This is a genomic window from Methylobacterium ajmalii, from assembly GCF_036448855.1.
In the GTDB taxonomy this organism is placed as follows: Bacteria; Pseudomonadota; Alphaproteobacteria; order Rhizobiales; family Beijerinckiaceae; genus Methylobacterium; species Methylobacterium ajmalii.
Window position 1 is genome coordinate 1 of the sequence record NZ_JAZFXT010000051.1, and the last position, 19,860, is coordinate 19,860.

Genomic DNA, 19,860 nt, shown 5'->3' on the forward strand with positions numbered 1-19,860 from the left:
GCACGTCCACCTGCCGCAGCTTGGCCACAACCTCTTCCGGTTTGTGCTTCTTCGTTCCCATCGCGTCCGTCCTCCGTCGGCTCAAAGCCATACTTCAGGGCGGACCACTCCGATGGGGGCTGACCAGTGCTATTCTGCCTCGTCCGCGTCGTCCGGCCGCATGACAGGCGCGATGCGCTGCCTGGCTTGGCCCTAGGCCCGGATATCCCCATAGGCATGCGCTGCGCCGCCACCGGGCAGAGGCTTACTCAGCGTCCTCAGCGCAGCACCCTCTGGGATCGCGATTTCGCTATTGCCGAACAAGCGTGGCTGCAAAGGATGTGCGACTCTTCTGCAACACGCGCCAGCGCCGAACAATCGTTCAGGACAGCGAGGGCATCGCTCGGCCGTGTCGCACCCCAGCGGTAAGGGCGCGTCGAGCGTGACGCAGCTCGAGGTGCCAAGACAGATGCGGTTAGTTCGGGGGTGTGGGAGTCCGCTGCCAGGGCTCTCGATGCCAGCCGCATTGACGCGTCGGAAAAAGCCCTGATTCTTCAAGGGCGCTTGCACGAAATAGCAAAACTATGCTGAGATCGTAGCAGAGAACACCACGAAAAACGCAAAACTATGGTGTTCGTGATGGTTTGGCGGAGAGGGAGGGATTCGAACCCCCGATGGACTTGCGCCCATGCCGCATTTCGAGTGCGGTGCATTCAACCGCTCTGCCACCTCTCCGCGGGCGCCGTCGCCAGCGCAGGCGGGGCATTAGCATGGGTTCTCGCCGCTCCACAAGCGGGGAGGGGCGAGAAATTCGCGCTCAGGCGATCGCGCGGCTGCCCGCGAGGCTGATGCGGCGCTGGCCGGGGAGGCGGGTCTCGGCGGGGCGGCGCTCGGCGCGGGACTGGGCGAACAGCACCGCGCCGGCATGGCCGGCGACGCGCACCAGGTCGGTCTCGGTGCAGGCCGAGGCGACGCGCAGGCCGAGGGCGTGGAGGTGGCTCTTGCCGTACAGGTAGGCGGCGAGGCGGGCGCGGGTGCCGGACGGAATGTCGGCCAGCACCGTCTCCACCATCTCGGAATCGCCGCGGTAGAGCGTGCCGAGCACGTCGAGGGGGACGGGACAGTCGTCGGGAGCGGACGGGCGGGCCTGCGGCGCGGGCATGGGAACCTCGGGGAGGGCGACGGGAGAAGTCGGCAAGGGATCGTGAATTGCCGTCAGGGTCGCCCCCCGTGCTTAACAGAAGGTTAAGCGTGGCCGTAAAAACCCGGAAATCCAAGTCCTCCCCAGACCTGATGCGCCGAAGCCACCGTCCTGGTGCGGGCCCTCCACGGACCCGCCCTCCGCCGATCCGCCGACCGCGCAATGGAGAGGGCGTGAGATCGGGGTGAAACCTGCGGCATCGGCGCACCGGGACTGGCGGCATCTGAAAACCGCGGGAAGGGAACCGTGATTACCTTCCCGCGTTATCCTCGCCCTTCGAGGCCGGCCGCGGTCACGGATGGCGGTGGATCGGGTCGACCCAGTAGACCGCCTCCGGCCGCTCGACGGGTTCGATGTCGGTGATGTTGACCACCACCGCCTCGTTGTCGGAGCGCACGAGCACGCATTCCAGCACCTCGTCCGGGGAGGCGTTGATCTCCTGGTGCGGCACGAAGGGCGGAACGTAGATGAAGTCGCCCGGGCCGGCCTCGGCGACGAATTCGAGCCGCTCGCCCCACCGCATCCGGGCCCGCCCGCGCACGACGTAGATCACGCTCTCCAGCGCGCCGTGATGGTGCACCCCGGTCTTGGCGTCGGGCTCGATCGCCACGGTGCCGGCCCAGATCTTCTGCGCCCCGACCCGGGCGTGGTTGATCGCCGCCTGGCGGAACATGCCGGGCGTCTGGGCGGTGTTGGGATCGAGGCGGTCGCCGGTGATCACCCGGACGCCGTCGTGCTTCCAGGGCGCCTCCTCCGCCCCGGCATGGCCGTGGGCATGATCGTGATCGTGATCTCGGGAGTGATCGTGGTCTTGCGACATGGCGGGCTCCGGCCGGATGGACGCCCGCATCCTGCGCCACGGCGCGGGGCCGCGCCAGGGCGACGCTCCGCCCGTCGTGTTTGTTTTAAAGAACGATGCTCGGTTGTGCGCGAGGGTCTAGGACGGAACAAGCCGGAGAAGCGGTCGATTATCTCCGAAACGACGCGGCACGGGAAGCTTCTTGTCTTTCGAGTTGTTCCATAAAAAGAACATTCTCGTTGACATTACGGTCCGGTCGGCCGATGCTGTCCTGGCATTCGAGGCCGGCGACCGGCCTTGCGCCGCGGTGATTTGAGGCGATTGCGCCGCGAGACCAAACGCTAAAGCACCCCGGCGCCGCACGGCACCGGTGGGCCAACCCGGAGACATGACGCGATGCTGCTCTGCCGCATGCCCTGCGCCGGCCGCCCCGTTCCGGCTTCCGCCGCCCTCTGTCGATGCGGCGTGCGCCGCGACCCCGTTCGCGCCGCCCGCCAGGGCCGCTGAAACCGGCCCGATCCCTGCATCACCCGTTTCGCGAGACGTTTTGCGCGGCGCCCGAGCGGCGGCCGCGACCGGAGATTGTTGCCCATGCAGCCCGCCCGCATCGTCGAGGTCGGCGAGACCTCGGCCGGGATCGTCGTTCCCGAGACCGACGGCTTCCGTTTCTTCTCCGCCCACCCGGACTTCCACACCCTCGAGGGCCGGATCTTCCGCAGCCCGCGCCACGCCACCCGCGCGGCGCAGGACCTGCACGCCCGCAAGCGCAACCGCCGCCTCGCCGCCTGAGCGAGGACCGGACGGATGGACGAGAGAGGGGCCGTCCCGCCGGGACGGCCCCTCTCCTATGTCTCAGCGGTTGCGGGCGAGGAGCAGGATCCAGCCGATCCCGATCGTCAGCACCAGGATGCCGATGGTGGCGAAGGCCGGCGTGCCGTGCTCCATCAGCCGGGGCGCGAGCTGGGTGGCGAAGGCCGCCACCACGAGGCCGACCGCGACCCGGGCGGCGGCACGCTCGATGCCGCGGGTCAGCTTGTCCATGCCCTTGAGCTCGATCTCGACCGTGACGCGGCCCTGCTTGAGGCGCACCAGCATCAGGTGGATGAGCGTCGGCAGCTCGGAGGCCGCACCGTAGAGCCCGGTCGCCAGGCCCTGGAACCGGCCCTTGAGGTCCTTGACCGAGAATTGCTGCCGCATGTGGCGGCTGACGGTCGGGCCGGCCGCCGCGAACAGGTCGAAGGCCGGGTCGAGCTGGCGCATCACGCCGTCGGCGGTGACGAGGCCCTTGAACAGGATCGCGAGGTCGGTCGGCATCGCGAGATCGTTCTCGCGCGCCATGGTCATGAAGTCGGTGAGGACGAGGCCGAGATTGAGCGTCGCGCCGTTGTGGCGGGTGACGAAGGATTGCGAGGCCGCCTCGAGCTTGGTCAGGTCCGGGTTGCTGGCGCCGGTCCAGTCGAGAAGCACCGCCATCAGCCCGTCGGCATCCTCCTGCAGCATCGCGCCGATCAACATCAGGAGCTGCGAGCGGCGGCGCTGCGACAGCCGGCCGACGATGCCGAAATCGATGAAGGCGATCCGGTTGCCGGGCATCGCCAGAAGGTTGCCCGGATGCGGGTCGGCGTGAAAGAGGCCCTCGATCATCGCCATCTGCAGGAAGGCGTCGACGCCGCGCTGGGCCAGGACCTTGCGGTCGAGCCCGGCCTCCTCCAGGCGCTTGGTGTCGGTCGGCGGGATGCCGTGGATGAACTCCTGCACCAGCACCCGCTCGGAGGTGTATTCCCAGTAGACCTTCGGGAACACGACGTCGTCGCGATCGGGGAAGAGTGCCGCCAGCATCTCGCAGTTGCGGCCCTCGTTGGCGAGGTCGAGCTCCTCGCGCAGGCCGTTGGCGATGTGGCGCATCTGCTCGGTCGGCCGATAGCGGGCCATCTCGGGCCACTCGGTCTCGACGATGCGCGAGGCATGCGACAGGAGCCGCAGGTCGGCCTCGATGATCTTCTGGAGCCCCGGGCGCCGGACCTTGACGATCACCTCCTCGCCGGTCTCGAGCCGGGCGCGGTAGACCTGGGCGATCGACGCCGAGGCGATCGGGTTGGTGTCGAACTCCGAAAAGATCTCGGCCGGCGGGGCGCCGAGATCGGCCTCGAGCTGGGGCCGGATCACCTCCCAGGGCAGCGGCGCGACCTTGTCGTGCAGCTTGCCGAGTTCTTCCGTCCATTGCGGCGCCAGCAGGTCGGCGCGGCTCGCCAGCACCTGGCCGAGCTTGATGAAGGTGGGCCCCAGGGCCTCGATCGCCCGGCGCAGGCGCTCGGGCTGGGACAGGCGTGCGAGGTCGACGGCGGGGGCGCTGCGCCAGGCGAGCCGCGGGATCGCCCTGAGGCCGAGGCGGTCGACGACCTTGTTGACGCCGAAGCCGATGAGGATGCCGGCGATTTCCTGGAGGCGCTGGCGGTCGCGCGCCGCGACGATGGCGGTTTTCAGCATCTGCGCGTCGAATCTGCTCGGCTGGGAGGGGTGGGGGCGACGGCCGGGGCGAGCCGGCCGGGCAGGGCGGTGGGGGCGCGGGGCTCGCCCGGGCCGGGGATCGGGGCTCGCATCGGCATCCTGGTCCTCCCGGGCATCGGCCCCGCCAATCGCCCGGTGGTCGGCCGCGGCGCGCTACCTTGCGGCGCCAAACGGGCGGGAAAGGGGCGGCGGGGCCCGTCGGCGGTAGCGCATGACCCGGACCGATACAATCGCGCCGGCGGACGGGCGCTCCATTGCCGCAACCCCGGCGGGCGGCCCGCACGCGCGAGGACCGACCGGGGAACGGCGGCGACGGGTCGGGGCCGGCGGCCGTCGCGCACGCGCGAAGGCCGGCCCCGGGCGATCCGGGGCCGGCCTCCATGGTGCTGCAAGGGCGAGCTTTGCGTCCGCGGATTACATCCGGCCGCCCGCACCCGGCTGGCCGGCACCGGCCGGCTTGCCGCCTTCGGGCTGCCCGCCCGGACGAGCGCCGCCGCGCTGGGTGCTGCCGGTGGTGTCCGGACCGGCGCCGCGGTTGCCCATCTGGCGCTCGCCGGCCTGACGCTCGTTCATGCCGTCCTTGGCCATTCCGTCCTTGGTCATACCACGCTCGGCCCCGTTGCGGCCGGGCTGGTTGCCCGCGGCCTGCTCCGGCCGGGCGCCGTTGCGCTCGCCCATCTCGCGACGGTCCTTGTCGCGACGATCCTGGCCGTCCTTCATCTCGCCGCGCGACATCTCGCGGTTGCGCTCGCGATCCACGGTGCCGTTGCGGCGCTCCTCGCTGCGGCTCAGCCGGTCCTCGCGGCGCTCGCCGCTCCGCACGTCGACGCGGCCGCGCACGCTGCCGGTGACGCTGCTGCGCTCGCTCACCACCAGGCGGCGGTACTCGGGCGACCCGTAGAGCACGCGCTGGCCCGAGATCGTGACGTAGCGTTCGGTGCCGGTGCGCTCGGACACGATCAGGCGACGGTATTCCGGCGAGCCGTAGATCACGCGCTGGCCGCGGACCATCACGTACCGGCCCGGCCCGCTCCGCTCGCGGATGACGAGGCGGCGGTACTCGGGCGAGCCGACCCGCACCCGGCGGCCCTGGAGCGTCACGAACTCGACCCGGCCGGGACGCACGACGCGGTTCTCGCGCCGCTCGACCACGACGAGGCGTCGGTACTCGGGCGAGCCGTACAGGACGCGCTGGCCCGAGATCGTCACGTAGCGGCGGCCGCCGACGGTGGTGATGCGGTCCTCACGGGCCTCGCTGCGGAAGCCGGCCCGGCCCTCGCGGTGCTCGAACCGCTCGGCCCGGTCGCCGCGGCGCTCGGCGCGGCGGTCACCGTCGCGATCACGGCGCTCGTCCATCGCCCGGCGGCCGTCGCGGCCCTCGGGTCCGCGCTCGGCCCGGTCGCGGGTCCCGTCGCGGTCCATGCCGCCCTTGCGGTCGGCCGTGTCGCCACGCTTGTCGGCCTTGTCCATGCCGTCGCGGCCGGCGCCCGGACGGGCGGCCTCGGCCTTGTCCATGCCGCCCTTGCCGGACTCGGACCTGCCCGCTTCGGACTTGCCCATCTCGGACTTGCCCATCTCGCCGCGGGCCTGGGCGCCGGGACCGGCCTTGGGGCCGCCGGCGTTGGGGCCGGACTGGCTCGTCTCGCCGCCGCGGCCGGGGGCGGCGCCGGGGCCGGCAGTCTGGGCGAATGCCGAGGTGCTGAGCAGCAGCGCGGCCAGTCCAACGGTCAGTCTGTTCATGTTCGTCCGCCTCCCTGTGCGCCGGCATCGCGATGCGGCGGCGCTGCGAAGATGCTTCAAAACGCCGACCCCAGATTATCGTTCCGGATCTTCTCTATCCCCGACGCGATCTCGTCTTCCCAACGGCCAAGTTTATATTGCAAGACTTGATGAGCTTGGGTCTGACACGGCGCGGACTGCGTCTCCACGCGCGGGCATCCTCGCGCGCGTGCGGCGCGCGAGTACGGTTACCGGAACCGTTTCGCCGGAGCCGACGTTTCTGCCGGACCGTAGCCGTTCCGCGTCTCCGGCCGCTGGCGTGCGGCCGGGGCGGGATTGGCTGCGTCCCGGAGGTGATCAGGCAGGATGGTGGCGGAGCCGATGACGACGCAGTCCGGGCGGGATTGGCTCGACCTCGCCAGCCCGAAGCCCGAAGCCGCGGCCCCGCCCGCTCCCTCCCGCCTCTCGGCCGCGCAGCGCGAGGTCTCCGACCGGCTCGCCCGGGCCCGGTCCGGCGCGGCGCGGGCCGGACGGGCGGCCCTCTCGCCGGTCCTGGCTGCCGCCGCCGTGCCGATGCGCCGGGTCGCACCGGCCTGGCAGGGGGCGGCCGCACGCTGGAGCGACCGCTTGAGCGCCCACCCCCTTACGGCCCGCGCCGCCGATGCGGCGCGGCGGGCCTCGGCGCTGCCCTGGGGGCGCGCTCTCGGCCTCGCGGCGCTGGGGACCGCCGGCCTCGCCGTCCTGTTCCTGGCCTGGTGCGCCGCGACCCTGCCGCCCCTGTCGGGCCCGGCGCTCACGACCCGCACGGTCGCCGTGCAGGCGGAGGACGGCACGCCGATCGCCCGGCGCGGCACCGCCCGCGGGCGCAGCCTTCCCGTCGAGGCGGTGTCCCCGGCCATGCGGGCGGCTTTTCTCGCCGCGCAGGATCCGTGGTTCGACGATACCTACCGGCTCGATGCGGCCGGGGTCGCCGCGGTGATCGGCCAGGCCTTCCGCGACACGATCAGCGACGGCCCGCGGACCGGCAGCCCGCGCCTGACCCAGCGGCTCGTGCGCCGCGACCTCATCGGCACCGCGCCGGGCGAGGCGCGCAGCCTCGCCGACCGGGTGCGCGAGGCGATGCTGGTGCTGCGTCTCCAGGCCGGGGAGGACCGGACGCGGATCCTCGCCCGGGCGCTCGACCTCGCCCGCTTCGGCCCCGGCCTGACCGGCCTCGACGCCGCCGCCCACGCCCTGTTCGGCAAGGAGGCGGCCGCCCTCGGCACCGCGGAGGCGGCGTATCTCGCCGCGCTCACCCGGGCGCCCGCCCTGCAGCCCGACCGCGACGTGACGGCGGTCCGGGCGCTCGCCCGCGACGTCCTCGACGGCATGGTGATGCGGGGTGACCTGTCGGGCGCCAGGGCCGCGGAGGCGAGCCGCACCCTCGACGGGCTCGCCCCCGTGGGCACCACCCCGTTGACCCGCAGCGGCGTCCCCGACCTCGTCCTGGCGGAGGCCGCCGACCGCCTCGGCCCCGAGGCGCCGCGGGACGCGGTGATCCGCACCACCCTCGAGCGCGATCTCCAGGCGATGGCCGAGGCTGCGGTGGAGCGCCGCCTCGAGGCCGCCGGCCGCGGCGGCGCGCGGGCGAGCCTCCTGATCCTCGGGCCCGACGGCTCGGTGCGGGCGGCGGTCGCCGGCGGGGCGCCGCTGCGCGACACGCCGGAGGCGCGGCGGGCGGGGAGCGCGAGCCTGCGCCATCTCGGCCGCGACGGCCGCCCGGTCTACGACCGCGTCGTCGCCGGCCCGGCGCCGGCGGCGGAGCGGCGCACCGCCCTGCTGGCGCTGCTCGCAGGCCTCGCCCGTCCTCCCGAGGGCGCCGACGACCCGGCGAGCCGGGACGGCGTGTTCGTCGGGACGATCGGCGACCTCCTCGTCGGCACGATCGTGTCGAGCAACGCGGCCGAGAACGGTGCCGGCGACGGGCCCGAGGCGCTGTTCCAGGACGTGGCGGCGCAATGGGCCAAGGCTCACCCGGCCCCGCCCGCCCCCGAAGCGCGCGAGACCGCACGCGAGACCGGGAGCACGGCCCGCAGTTCCGCCCGTCCGGCCTGGCAGAATCCCGGCGAGCGCACGGCCGCGAGCCTCACCGGCGTGCCGCGGGTGATCGATACCGGGCGGCTGCGCCTCGACGGGCAGGCGGTGCGTCTCGCCGGCGTCGAGGGCCAGGGCGGAAGCTACGCCCGCGAGTTCCGCCAGTACCTGCGCCGGCGCGAGGTGACGTGCCAGCCGGCGGGCGGTCCCGACCTCTACCGCTGCCGCGCCGGCGAGCAGGACCTGTCCGAGGTGGTGCTGTTCAACGGCGGCGGACGCGCCGCACCGGGCGCCCCGCAGGAATTGCAGGCGGCGGAAGCGAACGCCAAGGCGCGCAAGGCGGGGGTGTGGCAGTGAGCTCGGAAGCCGGCGTGAGGGCGCAAAGCCCTCACACCCCGAGATACGCCGCCGTCACCTCCGGGTTGCGGGCGATCTCCGCCGCCTGGCCCTGGAGGCGGATGCGGCCGGTCTCGAGCACGTAGGCGTAATCGGCGATGGCGAGCGCCGCGCTGGCATTCTGCTCGACGAGCAGGATCGTGCGCCCCTCGGCCCGCAGCGAGGCGATGATGGAAAAAATCTCGTCGACGATGAGGGGGGCGAGGCCCATCGAGGGCTCGTCCAGCAGCAGCAGCACCGGCTCGGCCATCAGCGCGCGGCCCATCGCCAGCATCTGCTGCTCGCCGCCCGACAGGTAGCCCGCCTGCTGGCGCAGCCGCTCGGCGAGCCGCGGGAACCGCGCCTCGACCGCCGCCTGGCGTCGCGCGGCCTCGGGGCCCGGGACGTGGTAGGCGCCGAGCCGCAGGTTCTCCGCCACCGTCATGTTGGCGAAGACCTGGCGGCCCTCCGGCACCTGGACGATGCCGCGGCGCGCGATGCGGTGGGCCGCCTCGCCGGCGATGTCGACGGGGGATTCGTCGCCGAACAGCACCCGGCCGGACCTGGGCTTCATCAGGCCCGACAGGCTGCGCAGGATCGTGGTCTTGCCGGCGCCGTTCGAGCCGATCAGCGACACGATGCTGCCGCGCCGCACCGTCAGGCCGATGCCGTGGACCACGTCGGCCCGGCCGTAGCCGAGGCGCAGGCCCTCGACTGCGAGCAACTCGCTCACGAGACCGCTCCCCGGCTCACGCTGACCTCGTGGCTGCCGGTGCCCAGATAGGCCTCGATCACCGCCGGGTGGGCGCGCACCTCGGCCGGCGTGCCGTCGGCGATGCGGCGGCCGAAATTCAGGACCGTCAGTCGGTCGCACAGGCTCATCACCAGGGGCATGTCGTGCTCGACGAGCAGCAGGGTCAGGCCGCGCTCGTCGCGCAGGCGCCGCAGGAGGCCGAGGAGAGCGTGGGTCTCGGCCGGGTTCATGCCGGCGGCCGGCTCGTCGAGGAGGACGAGGCGCGGCTCGCAGGCGAGCGCCCGGGCGATCTCGAGCCGCCGCTGGTCGCCGTAGGGCAGGTCGCCGGCGCGGGCGTTCGCCGCCTCCGACAGGCCGACGAAAGCCAGGAGGTCGCGCGCCTTGGCCTTGGCCTGACGCTCCTCGGCCCGGAAGCCGGGCCCGCGCAAGAGAATGCCCCAGGTCGAGGACAGGCGCGTGTGCAGGCCCGTCATCACGTTCTCCAGCACCGTCATCTCGGAGAAGATGCGGATGTTCTGGAACGTGCGGGCCAAGCCCAGCGCCGTGCGCCGGTAGGGCGCCAGCCCGTCGAGGGGCTGGTCGCCGAGGCGCACGCTGCCGGCGCTGGGAGCGAGCACGCCGGAGACGAGGTTGAACAGGGTGGTCTTGCCGGCGCCGTTCGGGCCGATCAGCCCGTGGACGGTGCCGGGCCGGACCGCGAAGTCGACCGAATCGACCGCGACGAGCCCCTGGAAGCGGCGGGTGAGGCCCTGGACGGTGAGCAGTGCCATGGTCGTCAGCCGGTCCGGGCGATGCGCCAGGGCAGGATACCCCGCGGCATGAAGAGGACGGCGAGCACGATGATCAGGCCGTTCACCATCAGGCGGAAATCGGCGAGCGGGCGCAGCACCTCGGGCAGCAGGGTCAGGATGGTCGAGCCCAGCACCGGCGCCAGGGGCGAACCGATGCCGCCCAGCAGCGCGTAGCTCAGGATCGTCACCGCGGCCTCGAACCCGTACTCGTTGGGGCCGATGAACGAGGAGACGTGGGCCGAGAGGCAGCCCGCCACCCCGGCCATCGCCGAGGACACGACCAGCGCCACCAGCCGGTAGCGCGGCAGGTTCACGCCCATCACGCCGGCCGCCGCCTCATCCTCGCGCATCGCCTCCATGGCGCGGCCGACGCGGGAGCGCGCCACCAGCGTCAGGCCGACGAGCAGCACGACGAGCGTGCCGTAGATCGCCACGACGCCGCCGCGCTCCGGGATGCTGGAGAGGCCGAGCGCGCCGCCGGCATAGTCCCAGTTGAGGAAGACGATGCGGGTGATCTCGCCGAGCCCGATCGTCGCGATGGCGAGGTAGACGCCGGTGAGCCGGAGCGTCGGCCCGCCGACGACCAGCGCCAGCAGGGCCGGCACCACGGCCGAGGCCAGCATGGCGACGCCGAACGGCACGCCGAACTTCACCGAGAGCAGGGCGCCGGTATAGGCGCCGACGCCCATGAAGGCGGCCTGGCCGAGCGAGAGCTGGCCCACCGCCAGCACGACGTAGACCGACAGCGCCAGGATGCCGTTCACGCCGATCGCGTGGATCAGGCTCTGGTAGGTCCAGTAGAAGTCGTCGAGGGCTTCCCACATGACGATCAGGCCCGCTTGGCGGCGGCGCGGCCGAACAGGCCGAGCGGACGGAACCACAGGGTGGCGACGAGGAGCGCGAAGGCGATCATGTCCTTGAGGGTCGAGGAGAGGTAGGCGGCGGTGAGCACCTCGGCGAGGCCGAGGATGAGGCCGGCGAGCAGCGCGCCGCGCAGGTCGCCGAGGCCGCCCACGATGATGACGGCAAAGCCGCGCAGCATCATGTGCTCGCCCATGAAGGGCTGGATGGCGTTGAAGTTGAGCCCGACCAGCACGCCGGCCGCGCCCCCGATGGCGCCGGACAGGAACGACACCACCCGCAGCATCAGGGCGCCGTTGATGCCCATGAGCGCGGCGGCATCCGGGTTCTCGGCCACCGCCCGGATCGCGAGCCCGATCCGCGAGCCGCGCACGAGGGCCAGCAGCGCCAGCATCAGCACGATGGCGGCGGCGAGGATCAGGATCTGGGTCGTGCCGACCCGCACGTCGCCGAGGCTGTAGGCGCCGCCCGAAAACACCTCGGCGGGAAAGCGCCGGATCTCGGTGCCGAGCGCCGCCGCCATGCCGGCATAGAGGAAGAGCGTGGCGCCCAGCGTCACCATCAGGGACGAGAGCTCGGGCGCCTTGGCCTTGCGCAGGCGGGTGAGGAGCAGCGTGTCGAGGAGAATTGCGACGAGGCCCGCGATCAGCGCGCCGACGGGGAGCGCCGCCCAGATCGGCAGGCCGAGTCCTTGCGTGCTCCAGAGCGCCGCGAAGGCGCCGAGCGCGAAGTAGACCCCGTAGGTGAGGTTGATGACGCCCATCACCCCGAACATCAGCGTGAAGCCGATGGCGAAGAGGGCATAGGTCGCGCCGAGCACGACGCCGTTGACGAGCTGCTGCTCAAGCATGGGGCTGCTGGGAGTTCGATGGGCGCCCGGCGCCCGCTGCGGTCCGGCTTCAGGGCCGAACAGGATGACGAGGGCGCGACGTGGCCGATATCGCGCGGCGGGTCAATCGGTGGGGGGCACTGTCGGAGGACGGGAGGTATTACCACGCATCCCATCGTGAACCGGGTGCCGTGCGCATTCCCTCTCCCCGCGGGCGGGGAGAGGAGTTTTTCCGCGTCTCGACAGTAATCGAGTTTCTTACTGCAGCAGCTGGAACTTGCCGCCCTTCATCACCAGCACCACCACGCCGGAGGTATCGGCCGGGTCGCGGGTGTCGGAGAACGAGAACGGGCCCATCACGCCGGTGTGCTTCACCTTGATCAGCGCGTCCTTGATCTTCTCGGAATCGGGCGCACCGGCCGCGTCGATCGCCTTGGCGACGATGAACAGGGTGTCGTAGGCCTGGGCCGCGAACTGGTCGGGCTGGTCGCCGCCGTACTTGTCCTTGAAGGCGTTGACGAAGGCCTGGTTGGCCGCGTCCGGTTTGCCGATGAACCAAGGGCTGCCGACCAGCGTGCCGTCCGCCGCCTTGCCGGCGATGTCGCCGAGCTTGGGCGAGTTCAGGCCGTTGCCGCCGATGAAGAACACCTTGTCGGGAATGCCGAGCTGGCGCGCCTGGAGCTCGATGCCCGAGGCCGCCTCGACCAGCGCCGACAGCACGATCGCGTCGGGGTTCAGCGCCTTGATCTTGGTGAGCTGGGCGGAGAAGTCCGAATCCTTCGAGCCGAAGGTCTCGGTGGTCAGGGTCTCGATGCCGAGCTTCTCGAGCGAGGCCTTCATCACGTCGTAGGCCGACTTGGTGAAGGCGTCGTCGTTGCCGTACATCACGGCGACGCGCTTGATGCCGAACTTCGTCTGCGCGGTCTTGAGCGTGACCGGGATGACGTCGGATTCCGGCAGCGAGGTGCGGAAGACGTAGGGGCCGATCGCCGTGATGCCGTTGGCGGTCGTCGAGGTGCCGACGATCGGCACCTTGCGCTCGTTGGCGACGGGGCCGGCGGCGAACATCTCGTTCGACAGGGTGGGGCCGAGGATCAGCGGAACCTTGTCGCGGCCGATCAGCTTGCGGGCGGCGTTGAGCGCCTGCTCCTTGGCGCCGGCCGAATCCTCGTAGGCGAGGGCCAGCGGTCGGCCGCCGAGCACGCCGCCGGCCTTGTTGATGTCGGCGAGCGCGAGGTCGAAGCCGCGCTGGATGGCGATGCCGTAACGGCTGTTCGGACCGGTCAGGATCTCGATCGCGCCGAGCTTCACCGGGGTCTTGTCCTGCGCCAGCGCGCCGGTCAGGCTGCTCCCCAGCATCGCCGCCGCGAGCAGCATTCTCCTCGACATCGACCGCATCCCGGTTCCTCCTCGCATCCGCTCTTCTGGTTTAGGCCGCATCGGTGCCGCGCCTGCGGCGGGAGCCGAGGCCCGGACCGTCGCGCCGGACGGACGAGAGCGCCTTAAAGCACTGGACCACGGAGGTAAATCGTTTCCGGCGGCCTTCCCATGCGCGAACGGCCCCGCCGAGGGGCGAGGCCGTCGTGGCATGCGGCGAAAGGATGATTCTCAGAGAGCGCGGTCGAAGCGCAGCTCGCCGGCCTGGCTCTTGATCACCAGCTGCGAGCCGACGAGGTCCCACTGGCCCGAGGTGCGGAGCGCAGTGAAGAACTGCATCTCGGAGGCGCCGACCGCCTTGTCGCAGCTGCGCTTGGTCAGCGCCAGCGGACCGACCGCGAGGTGCTGCTCCTTGAGCGGGAAGGCGGTCGCCGCGAAGGTGTTGCAGCCGCCGAAGCCGCGGGCGCGGTACTGCTTGTCGATGATGAAGCTCGGCCGGTCGGCGCCGGCGAAGGGCTTGCCGTTGAGGCTGACCGCGGTCCAGGTCGAATCGAGCGGGAAGACCTTTTCCTGCGCCTTCATCGGCGGGATGTATTGCGGCTGTGCCGCCTTGTCCCGGTTCTTCTGGCCGTAGCCCATCATGTTCTGGGCCGAAACCTGCGTGGCGGACGCCAACAGCGCGACGGCACCGGCGGCCAGCGCAACCTGCATCGCCTTCATCGCATTCCCCATTGCATTGTCGTGTTGATCGCGGACCGTAGAGAGGGCCCTGCACGCCTGCAACCCCGGCCGCCGGCGCGGATGGCCCGCATCGGCATCTTGCCGACGACTGTTGCATTTATGCGGCAAGCTTGGCGGTAATGTGGCAGGTCTCACGAAAGCTTGCCGGTGTGGCAACGAAAGCGGGGCCGCGTCGTTAGCCAGGACGGCGCGGCGCCGAGGCGCGGCAAACCCATACCAGGCGGGGGACGAGAGTCAGTGAACGGCGGAGACGACATCACGGCGGCGCAGCTGCGCCGGGGGCGGGACCTGCTGGGCTGGTCGGAGGACGATCTGGCCCTGCGCGCCAACGTCGACGCGCAGAGTATCCGGCAGTTCGAGGCGGGCCAGTACCCACCCTCGCCCCAGCAGCGCACCGCGATCCGCGGTGCCCTGGTCGCTGCGGGCGTGGAGCTGACCGGGGGCGCGGTCCCCGACGCCCGGCTGCGCCCGGACGACGCGCCCGACAAGGGCATCCCCCCGAGCGAGCTCACCACCGAGAACGACCGGTAGGGGGGTCCGGGGCGCCGCATCGGGGCGCATCACCCCAGCGCCAGCGCCTTGAGGTCGAAGCCGGGATCCGCCGCCTGGTCGGGCGTCGGGCCCCGGCCGGCCTGGAGCAGGCGCCGGGCGATCATGTGGTCCGCCGGGCGGTTGAGCGATTCGACGCTCGTCAGCCGGCCGTCCCGGTAGCGGAAGACCGAGACGCCCGCGCCGGGTGCGTCCCGGCGCACCGCCTGGTCCTGCGGCCCGGACAGGCCGGCGATCTGGAGCTTGAGCGGGCCCTGGTCGCTCCAGAACCACGGCACCGCCGCGAAGGCGGCGGGCCGGCCGGCGAGGCGGGCGGCGAGGCAGCGGGCGCCGTCGACGGCGTTCTGCACCGATTCGATCCGCACCCGGGCGCCGTCGGCATGCGGCGAGGGGAAGCTGGCGCAGTCGCCGATCGCCGAGATCGCGGGATCCTCGGTGGCGAGCATCGCATCGACCGCGACCCCGTTCTCGACCCGCAGGCCAGCCGCGGCCGCCAGCGCGTCGTTGGGGATCACCCCGATTCCGACGAGGACCAGGTCGGTGGCGACCTCGCGCCCGTCCGCCAGCGCGACGGCGCGGGCGCGCTCCGGCCCGACGATGCGCGAGACCGCACTGCCGAACAGGAACCGCACCCCGGCCGCGACGTGCGAGGCCTCGATCAGCGCCGCCATGTCGGCGGAGACCGCCCGGGCGAGGGGACGGTCCAGCCCCTCGATCACCTTGACGGGCATCCCGGCCTGGGCGCAGACCGCCGCGAATTCGAGCCCGATGAAACCCGCCCCCACCACCGCGATCGAAGTCGCCTCGGCGAGGGCCGCCTTGAGGGCGTCGGCCTCCGCGAGCGTGCGCAGCTGGTGGACACCGGGCAGGTCGGCGCCCGGCACCGGCAGCGGGCGGTTGCGCGCGCCCGCCGCCAGGACGAGGTGGTCGTAGGGCAGGGTCTCGCCCGAGGCGAGGAGGAGCCGGCGGCCGGCGCGGTCGATGGCGGCCGCCCGCTCGCCGCCGCGCACGCTCAGCCGGTGCTCGGCGAAGTAGGCCTCCGGCCGCAGCGACAGGCCGGCCGCGTCGGTCTTGCCGAGCATGTAGGCCTTCGACAGGGGCGGGCGGCCATAAGGCAGGCCCGGCTCGTCGCCGACCAGGGTCACCGGGCCGGCATAGCCGTTCTCCCGCAGGGAGGCCCCGAGCTGAAAGCCGGCCTGGCCGGTGCCGACCACCACGATTCCGTTCATGACGAGCCCATATCCCGGATGCCGCGGCGCCGTCGAGCGCGGGAATGCGCGGCCGGGGGTACGGCCGGGCGCCGCAGGCTCTTACGACCTGCCGCAGGCCCTTGCGAGGCGCCCGGGACTACCAGGCGACGCAGAGCTTGCCGAAATGGCTCCCGCTCTCCTGGTGGCGGAAGGCCTCGGGCAGTTCCGCGAAGGCGTAGGTGCGGTCGATCACCGGGCGGATCCCGGTCCGGTCGAGGGCCGCGACGTAGTCCTGCTGCTGGCGCCGGCTGCCGACGATCAGACCCTGAAGCCGGGCCTGCTTGGCCATCAGCGCGGAGGTCGGCACCTCGCCGGCCCGCCCGGTGAGCACGCCGATCAGCGCGATATGGCCGCCGACGCGGACCGCCTCGATCGACTGCGCGAGGGTACCGGGCCCACCGACCTCGACGACGTGATCGACGCCGACACCCCCGGTCCAGTCGCACACCTGGCGGCCCCAATCGGGATGGGTACGGTAGTTGATCGTGTGGTCGGCGCCGAGCGCCCGCACCCGCTCGAGCTTGGCGTCGGAGGAGGAGGTAACGATCACCGCCGCCCCCATCGCCTTGGCGATCTGGAGCGCGGCGATCGAGACGCCGCCGGTGCCGAGCGCCAGCACCGTGTCGCCGGCCTTGAGCCCGCCATCACCGACCAGCGCCCGCCAGGCCGTGAGACCCGCGGTGGTGATGGTGGCGGATTCCGCAAAGCTCCAGCCCCGCGGCGCCTGCGTGAAGGCCCCGACGGGCCGGACCGCGTGGGTCAGCGCGAAACCGTCGACGCCGTCGCCCGGCACGCGAGCGAAGTTGCCGACCGGCGCCTGCGGCAGCCCGTCGGTCCAATGCGGGAAGAAGCAGGAGACGACCCGGTCGCCCGGGGCGAAGTCGGTGACGCCCGCACCGACCGCCTCGACGGTGCCGGCCCCGTCCGACATCAGGATGCGACCGTCCTCGGCCGGCGAGCGCCCGCTCGCCACGATCAGGTCGTGGAAGTTGAGCGAGGTCGCCCGGATCGCGACCCGGACCTCGCCGGGGCCGGGCTGGCCGGGATCGGGCCGCTCGGCGATCTCCAGGCGGTCGAGGCCGCCGGGTTGTCGGACGACGAAAGCCTTCATGCTGTCCTCCTGGCCGGTCGCGCCGCCGGAGCGGGGAACGGGGTTCGAGCCAGGGACAGTTAGTTCATGGGACCGGGGATTCGAGCGGGAGCGGCGGATTTCGCGATGCCTGCATCCCATCCGCGACCTCATCCCGAGGTGCGACCAACGGGAGCCTCGACGGAGGGCTCCAGGGATCGGAGAGGCCTCTGGAGCCCTCCGTCGAGATCAGTCGAGCGTCGATCGCCTGCGATCTTCGATCGCCGACACCTCAGGATGAGGTCCCGGGTGGGACGGAGGCCGAAACGAATCGCCGACAATGTCCTCAATGCGCCGCCGCTAGCACCGCCTCGGCCCGGATCTCCTCGGTGAGCTGCGCCTTCAGCCGCGAGAAGTCGGGACTGGTCTTGAGGGTGTAGTGACGCGGATGGCCGAGATCGACCGGGACGTCGGCCTTGATGCGGCCGGGCCGGGCCGTCATCACGATCACCCGCGAGGCCATGAAGATCGCCTCCTCGATGTCGTGGGTGACGAAGATCACGGTCTTGCGCTCGCGCTCCCAGATGCCGAGCAGCAGTTCCTGCATCAGCCCGCGGGTCTGGTTGTCGAGCGCGCCGAAGGGCTCGTCGAGGAGCAGGATGGCGGGGTCGTTGGCGAGCGCCCGGGCGATGGCGGTGCGCTGCTGCATGCCGCCGGAGAGCTGCTTGGGGTAATGCCCCTCGAAGCCGCGCAAGCCCACCTTGTCGATGTAGGCCGCGACGATCTCGCGGCGCCGGCCCGCCGGCACCCCGCGCTCGCGCAGGCCGAAGCCGATATTCTCCGCGATCGTGAGCCAGGGAAACAGGGTGTAGGACTGGAACACCATGCCCCGGTCGGGGCCGGGCCCGCGGACCTCGCGGCCCCCGACCAGGACGCGGCCGGCGCTCGGCCGGTCGAGCCCGGCGATGATGCGCAAGAGCGTCGACTTCCCGCACCCCGAGGGCCCCAGGATGGTGATGAAGTCGTTCTTGGCGACGGTGAGGTCGGTGGGGGAGAGGGCCTGGACGGGCTTCCCGCCGCGGTGGCCGGGAAAGACCCGCGCCACGCCTTCGACCGCGACCTCGATGGTGTCCCGCATCAGGCGAGCTTCCAGGGAAACAGGAGCCGGTTGGCCGCCTTGAACAGGAAGTCCGAGACGAGGCCGATCAGCCCGATGACGATGATGCCGAAGATGATCTGGCCGGTGGCGAGCAGGGCCTGGCTCTCGATGATCATGTGGCCGATGCCCGAGGACGAGCCGATCAGCTCGGCGACGATGACGTAGGTCCAGGCCCAGCCGAGCACGAGGCGCAGGATCTCGGCGATCTCCGGGGCGGTCGCCGGGATGAGCACCCGGCGGATGATGCCGGCGTCGCTCGCTCCCAGCGTGTAGGCCGCCTCGACGAGGTCGCGCCGGACCTGGCCGACCGCGACCGCGATCATCAGGATCAGCTGGAACACCGAGCCGATGAAGATGACGAGCAGCTTCTGCGTCTCGCCGATGCCGGCCCACAGGATCAGCAGCGGCACGAAGGCGGAGGCCGGCAGGTAGCGGGCGAAGGAGACGAAGGGCTCGAAGAACGCCTCGACCGGCTTGTAGGCCCCCATCATCACGCCGAGCGGCACCGCGATCAGGGAGGCGAGCAGGAAGCCGCCGACCACCCGGTACACCGTGATGCCGATATCCGACAGGAAGTCGAACCGGGTCAGCAGCAGCCAGCCGTCCTGCACCATGGTGACGGGGTCGGCCAGGAAGGTCCTGGGCACCAGCCCACCGAGCGTCGCGGCGGCCCAGGCCGCCACGAACAGCACGAAGAAGCTCAGGCCCAGAAGAACCTTCGCCGGGCCGCCGACCGGCTGCAGCGGGCGCAAGCCGGTCACTGCACGAAGCGCGGATCGGCGAGGGCGGCGATGTCGGGCTTCTGCCGGATCACGCCGATCTCGAGCAGCAGGTCGGCCGCCTGCTCGGAGAACTTCTGGTGCTCGCCGTTAAAGAACGCCTTGTTGGCGGCCCGGTCCTGCCAGCGCAGGAACTGCGCCGACTTGCCGAAGGCCTCACCGGTCTGCTTCACGTCGGCGCCCATGATCTCGTAGGATTTTTGCGGATCCTTGGCGATCATGTCGAGCGCCTCGAAGTAGCTGTCGGCGAGCGCCTTGGCGGCCTTCGGGTTCTGGTCGAGGAACTCGGGCGTGCAGCCGAAGGTGTCCATCACCATCGGGTAGTCGAGGGTGGTGGCGATGATCTTGCCGGCCTGCGGCGCGGCGCGCACCGAGGACAGGTAGGGCTCGTAGGTCATCGCGGCGTCGTTCTGGCCTGCGATGAACGCTTGCGCGGCCGGACCCGGCTCCATGTTGACGACCTTCACGTCCTTGAGCGACAGGCCGTTGGCCTTGAGGATCCAGGCCAGCCCGAAATACGGGGCGGTGCCGGGCACCGAGGCCGCCACGGTCTTGCCCTTCAGGTCCTTGATCGCGGCGACGTCGTTGCGCACGGCGAGGCCGTCGGCGCCGTAGGACTTGTCGAGCTGGAAGATCTGCTTCGTCGGCACGCCGTTGGCGTTCCACACCACCCAGGTCTCGACCGTGGTGGCGGCGCATTGCACGTCGCCGGAGCGGATGGCGAGGTGGCGGCTCGCCTGCGGGATCTTCTTGAGCGAGACGTCGAGGCCGTTCTTCTTGAAGATGCCGGCTTCCTTGGCGAGCGTCAGGGGAGCAAAGCCCGTCCAGCCCGACAGGCCGACGGTGACCTTCGTCTCCTGGGCGAGCGCCGGCCCCGCCAGCGCGACCGCTCCCAGCAAACCTGCCGCCAACGCCTTCATCGTCCCCTCCCGCCCGGGCCTTCCGGTCGCGCCCGTCGTACCGGCGCCCGGCCCATGTGTATAGACATAACAGCGGGCAGACTGCCCGCCGATCCGGCACGTCCCCGTCTTCCCGAACTCCCTGCAC

18 protein-coding genes and 1 tRNA gene are annotated in these 19,860 nt (G+C 71.6%); 3 read left to right on the top strand and 16 right to left on the bottom strand.

Translation table 11 applies throughout. From position 1 onward, the window contains the following. Positions 1–624: 624 nt before the first annotated feature. From V3T34_RS20735 to V3T34_RS20745, 3 genes are all read right to left on the bottom strand, one after another. Positions 625–714, bottom strand: a tRNA-Ser gene (locus V3T34_RS20735). An 82-nt stretch (positions 715–796) separates the two neighbouring features. After that, a complete protein-coding gene (locus V3T34_RS20740; RefSeq protein ID WP_091887017.1) occupies positions 797–1,141 on the bottom strand; it encodes a hypothetical protein in 345 nt (114 codons plus the stop codon). A gap of 331 nt (positions 1,142–1,472) precedes the next feature. Then, positions 1,473–2,000 (bottom strand): cupin domain-containing protein, encoded by a 528-nt coding sequence (locus V3T34_RS20745; RefSeq protein WP_060846262.1) that lies wholly within the window; start codon positions 1,998–2,000, stop codon positions 1,473–1,475. Positions 2,001–2,570: 570 nt separating this feature from the next. Between V3T34_RS20745 and V3T34_RS20750 the strand changes: the two genes are divergently transcribed. Then, positions 2,571–2,768: a hypothetical protein gene (locus V3T34_RS20750; RefSeq protein WP_060846261.1), complete on the top strand. Its 198-nt coding sequence runs from the start codon at positions 2,571–2,573 to the stop codon at positions 2,766–2,768. Positions 2,769–2,831: 63 nt separating this feature from the next. Here the strand turns inward: V3T34_RS20750 and V3T34_RS20755 are convergent, their stop codons facing one another. Beyond that, positions 2,832–4,466 (bottom strand): ABC1 kinase family protein, encoded by a 1,635-nt coding sequence (locus V3T34_RS20755; RefSeq protein ID WP_060846260.1) that lies wholly within the window; start codon positions 4,464–4,466, stop codon positions 2,832–2,834. Positions 4,467–4,901: 435 nt separating this feature from the next. Continuing rightward, positions 4,902–6,227 carry a hypothetical protein gene (locus V3T34_RS20760; RefSeq protein WP_305077988.1) on the bottom strand — a complete coding sequence of 442 codons (1,326 nt, stop codon included), beginning with the start codon at positions 6,225–6,227 and terminating at the stop codon, positions 4,902–4,904. A 360-nt stretch (positions 6,228–6,587) separates the two neighbouring features. On the opposite strand from V3T34_RS20760, the gene V3T34_RS20765 reads away from it, so the two are divergent. Further along, positions 6,588–8,636 (top strand): transglycosylase domain-containing protein, encoded by a 2,049-nt coding sequence (locus V3T34_RS20765; RefSeq protein WP_331369272.1) that lies wholly within the window; start codon positions 6,588–6,590, stop codon positions 8,634–8,636. Between the two features lie 31 nt (positions 8,637–8,667). On the opposite strand, the gene V3T34_RS20770 is transcribed toward V3T34_RS20765, so the two are convergent. The 6 genes from V3T34_RS20770 to V3T34_RS20795 form a co-directional block, all read right to left on the bottom strand. Continuing rightward, complete coding sequence (locus V3T34_RS20770; RefSeq protein ID WP_331369281.1) at positions 8,668–9,378, bottom strand: ABC transporter ATP-binding protein; 711 nt, start codon at positions 9,376–9,378, stop codon at positions 8,668–8,670. 5 nt (positions 9,379–9,383) lie between these two features. After that, complete coding sequence (locus tag V3T34_RS20775; RefSeq protein ID WP_305077986.1) at positions 9,384–10,178, bottom strand: ABC transporter ATP-binding protein; 795 nt, start codon at positions 10,176–10,178, stop codon at positions 9,384–9,386. 5 nt (positions 10,179–10,183) lie between these two features. Next, positions 10,184–11,023, bottom strand: coding sequence for a branched-chain amino acid ABC transporter permease (locus V3T34_RS20780; RefSeq protein ID WP_091753280.1), 840 nt, complete (start codon positions 11,021–11,023; stop codon positions 10,184–10,186). A gap of 5 nt (positions 11,024–11,028) precedes the next feature. Then, the gene (locus V3T34_RS20785; protein WP_305077985.1) at positions 11,029–11,910 is read right to left on the bottom strand and encodes a branched-chain amino acid ABC transporter permease; all 882 of its coding nucleotides are present in this window, start codon (positions 11,908–11,910) and stop codon (positions 11,029–11,031) included. A gap of 237 nt (positions 11,911–12,147) precedes the next feature. Next, positions 12,148–13,278 carry an ABC transporter substrate-binding protein gene (locus tag V3T34_RS20790; protein ID WP_244533473.1) on the bottom strand — a complete coding sequence of 377 codons (1,131 nt, stop codon included), beginning with the start codon at positions 13,276–13,278 and terminating at the stop codon, positions 12,148–12,150. A gap of 219 nt (positions 13,279–13,497) precedes the next feature. Next, positions 13,498–13,986 (bottom strand): META domain-containing protein, encoded by a 489-nt coding sequence (locus tag V3T34_RS20795; protein WP_305077992.1) that lies wholly within the window; start codon positions 13,984–13,986, stop codon positions 13,498–13,500. 258 nt (positions 13,987–14,244) lie between these two features. On the opposite strand from V3T34_RS20795, the gene V3T34_RS20800 reads away from it, so the two are divergent. After that, entirely contained in the window at positions 14,245–14,538 is a 294-nt protein-coding gene (locus tag V3T34_RS20800; protein WP_060846253.1) for a helix-turn-helix domain-containing protein, read from the top strand. Positions 14,539–14,567: 29 nt separating this feature from the next. Here the strand turns inward: V3T34_RS20800 and V3T34_RS20805 are convergent, their stop codons facing one another. The 5 genes from V3T34_RS20805 to V3T34_RS20825 form a co-directional block, all read right to left on the bottom strand. Continuing rightward, positions 14,568–15,785, bottom strand: a complete 1,218-nt coding sequence (locus tag V3T34_RS20805) for an NAD(P)/FAD-dependent oxidoreductase (RefSeq protein WP_305077984.1) — start codon at positions 15,783–15,785, stop codon at positions 14,568–14,570. A gap of 118 nt (positions 15,786–15,903) precedes the next feature. Then, entirely contained in the window at positions 15,904–16,917 is a 1,014-nt protein-coding gene (locus V3T34_RS20810) for a zinc-dependent alcohol dehydrogenase family protein (RefSeq protein ID WP_305077983.1), read from the bottom strand. 304 nt (positions 16,918–17,221) lie between these two features. Further along, positions 17,222–18,013, bottom strand: a complete 792-nt coding sequence (locus V3T34_RS20815; protein ID WP_305077982.1) for an ABC transporter ATP-binding protein — start codon at positions 18,011–18,013, stop codon at positions 17,222–17,224. Continuing rightward, complete coding sequence (locus tag V3T34_RS20820) at positions 18,013–18,786, bottom strand: ABC transporter permease (RefSeq protein WP_091887084.1); 774 nt, start codon at positions 18,784–18,786, stop codon at positions 18,013–18,015. Before V3T34_RS20820 ends, V3T34_RS20815 begins: the two co-directional genes overlap by 1 nt. A 5-nt stretch (positions 18,787–18,791) precedes the next feature. Then, positions 18,792–19,733 carry an ABC transporter substrate-binding protein gene (locus V3T34_RS20825; RefSeq protein ID WP_305077981.1) on the bottom strand — a complete coding sequence of 314 codons (942 nt, stop codon included), beginning with the start codon at positions 19,731–19,733 and terminating at the stop codon, positions 18,792–18,794. Between the last annotated feature and the right edge of the window lie 127 nt (positions 19,734–19,860).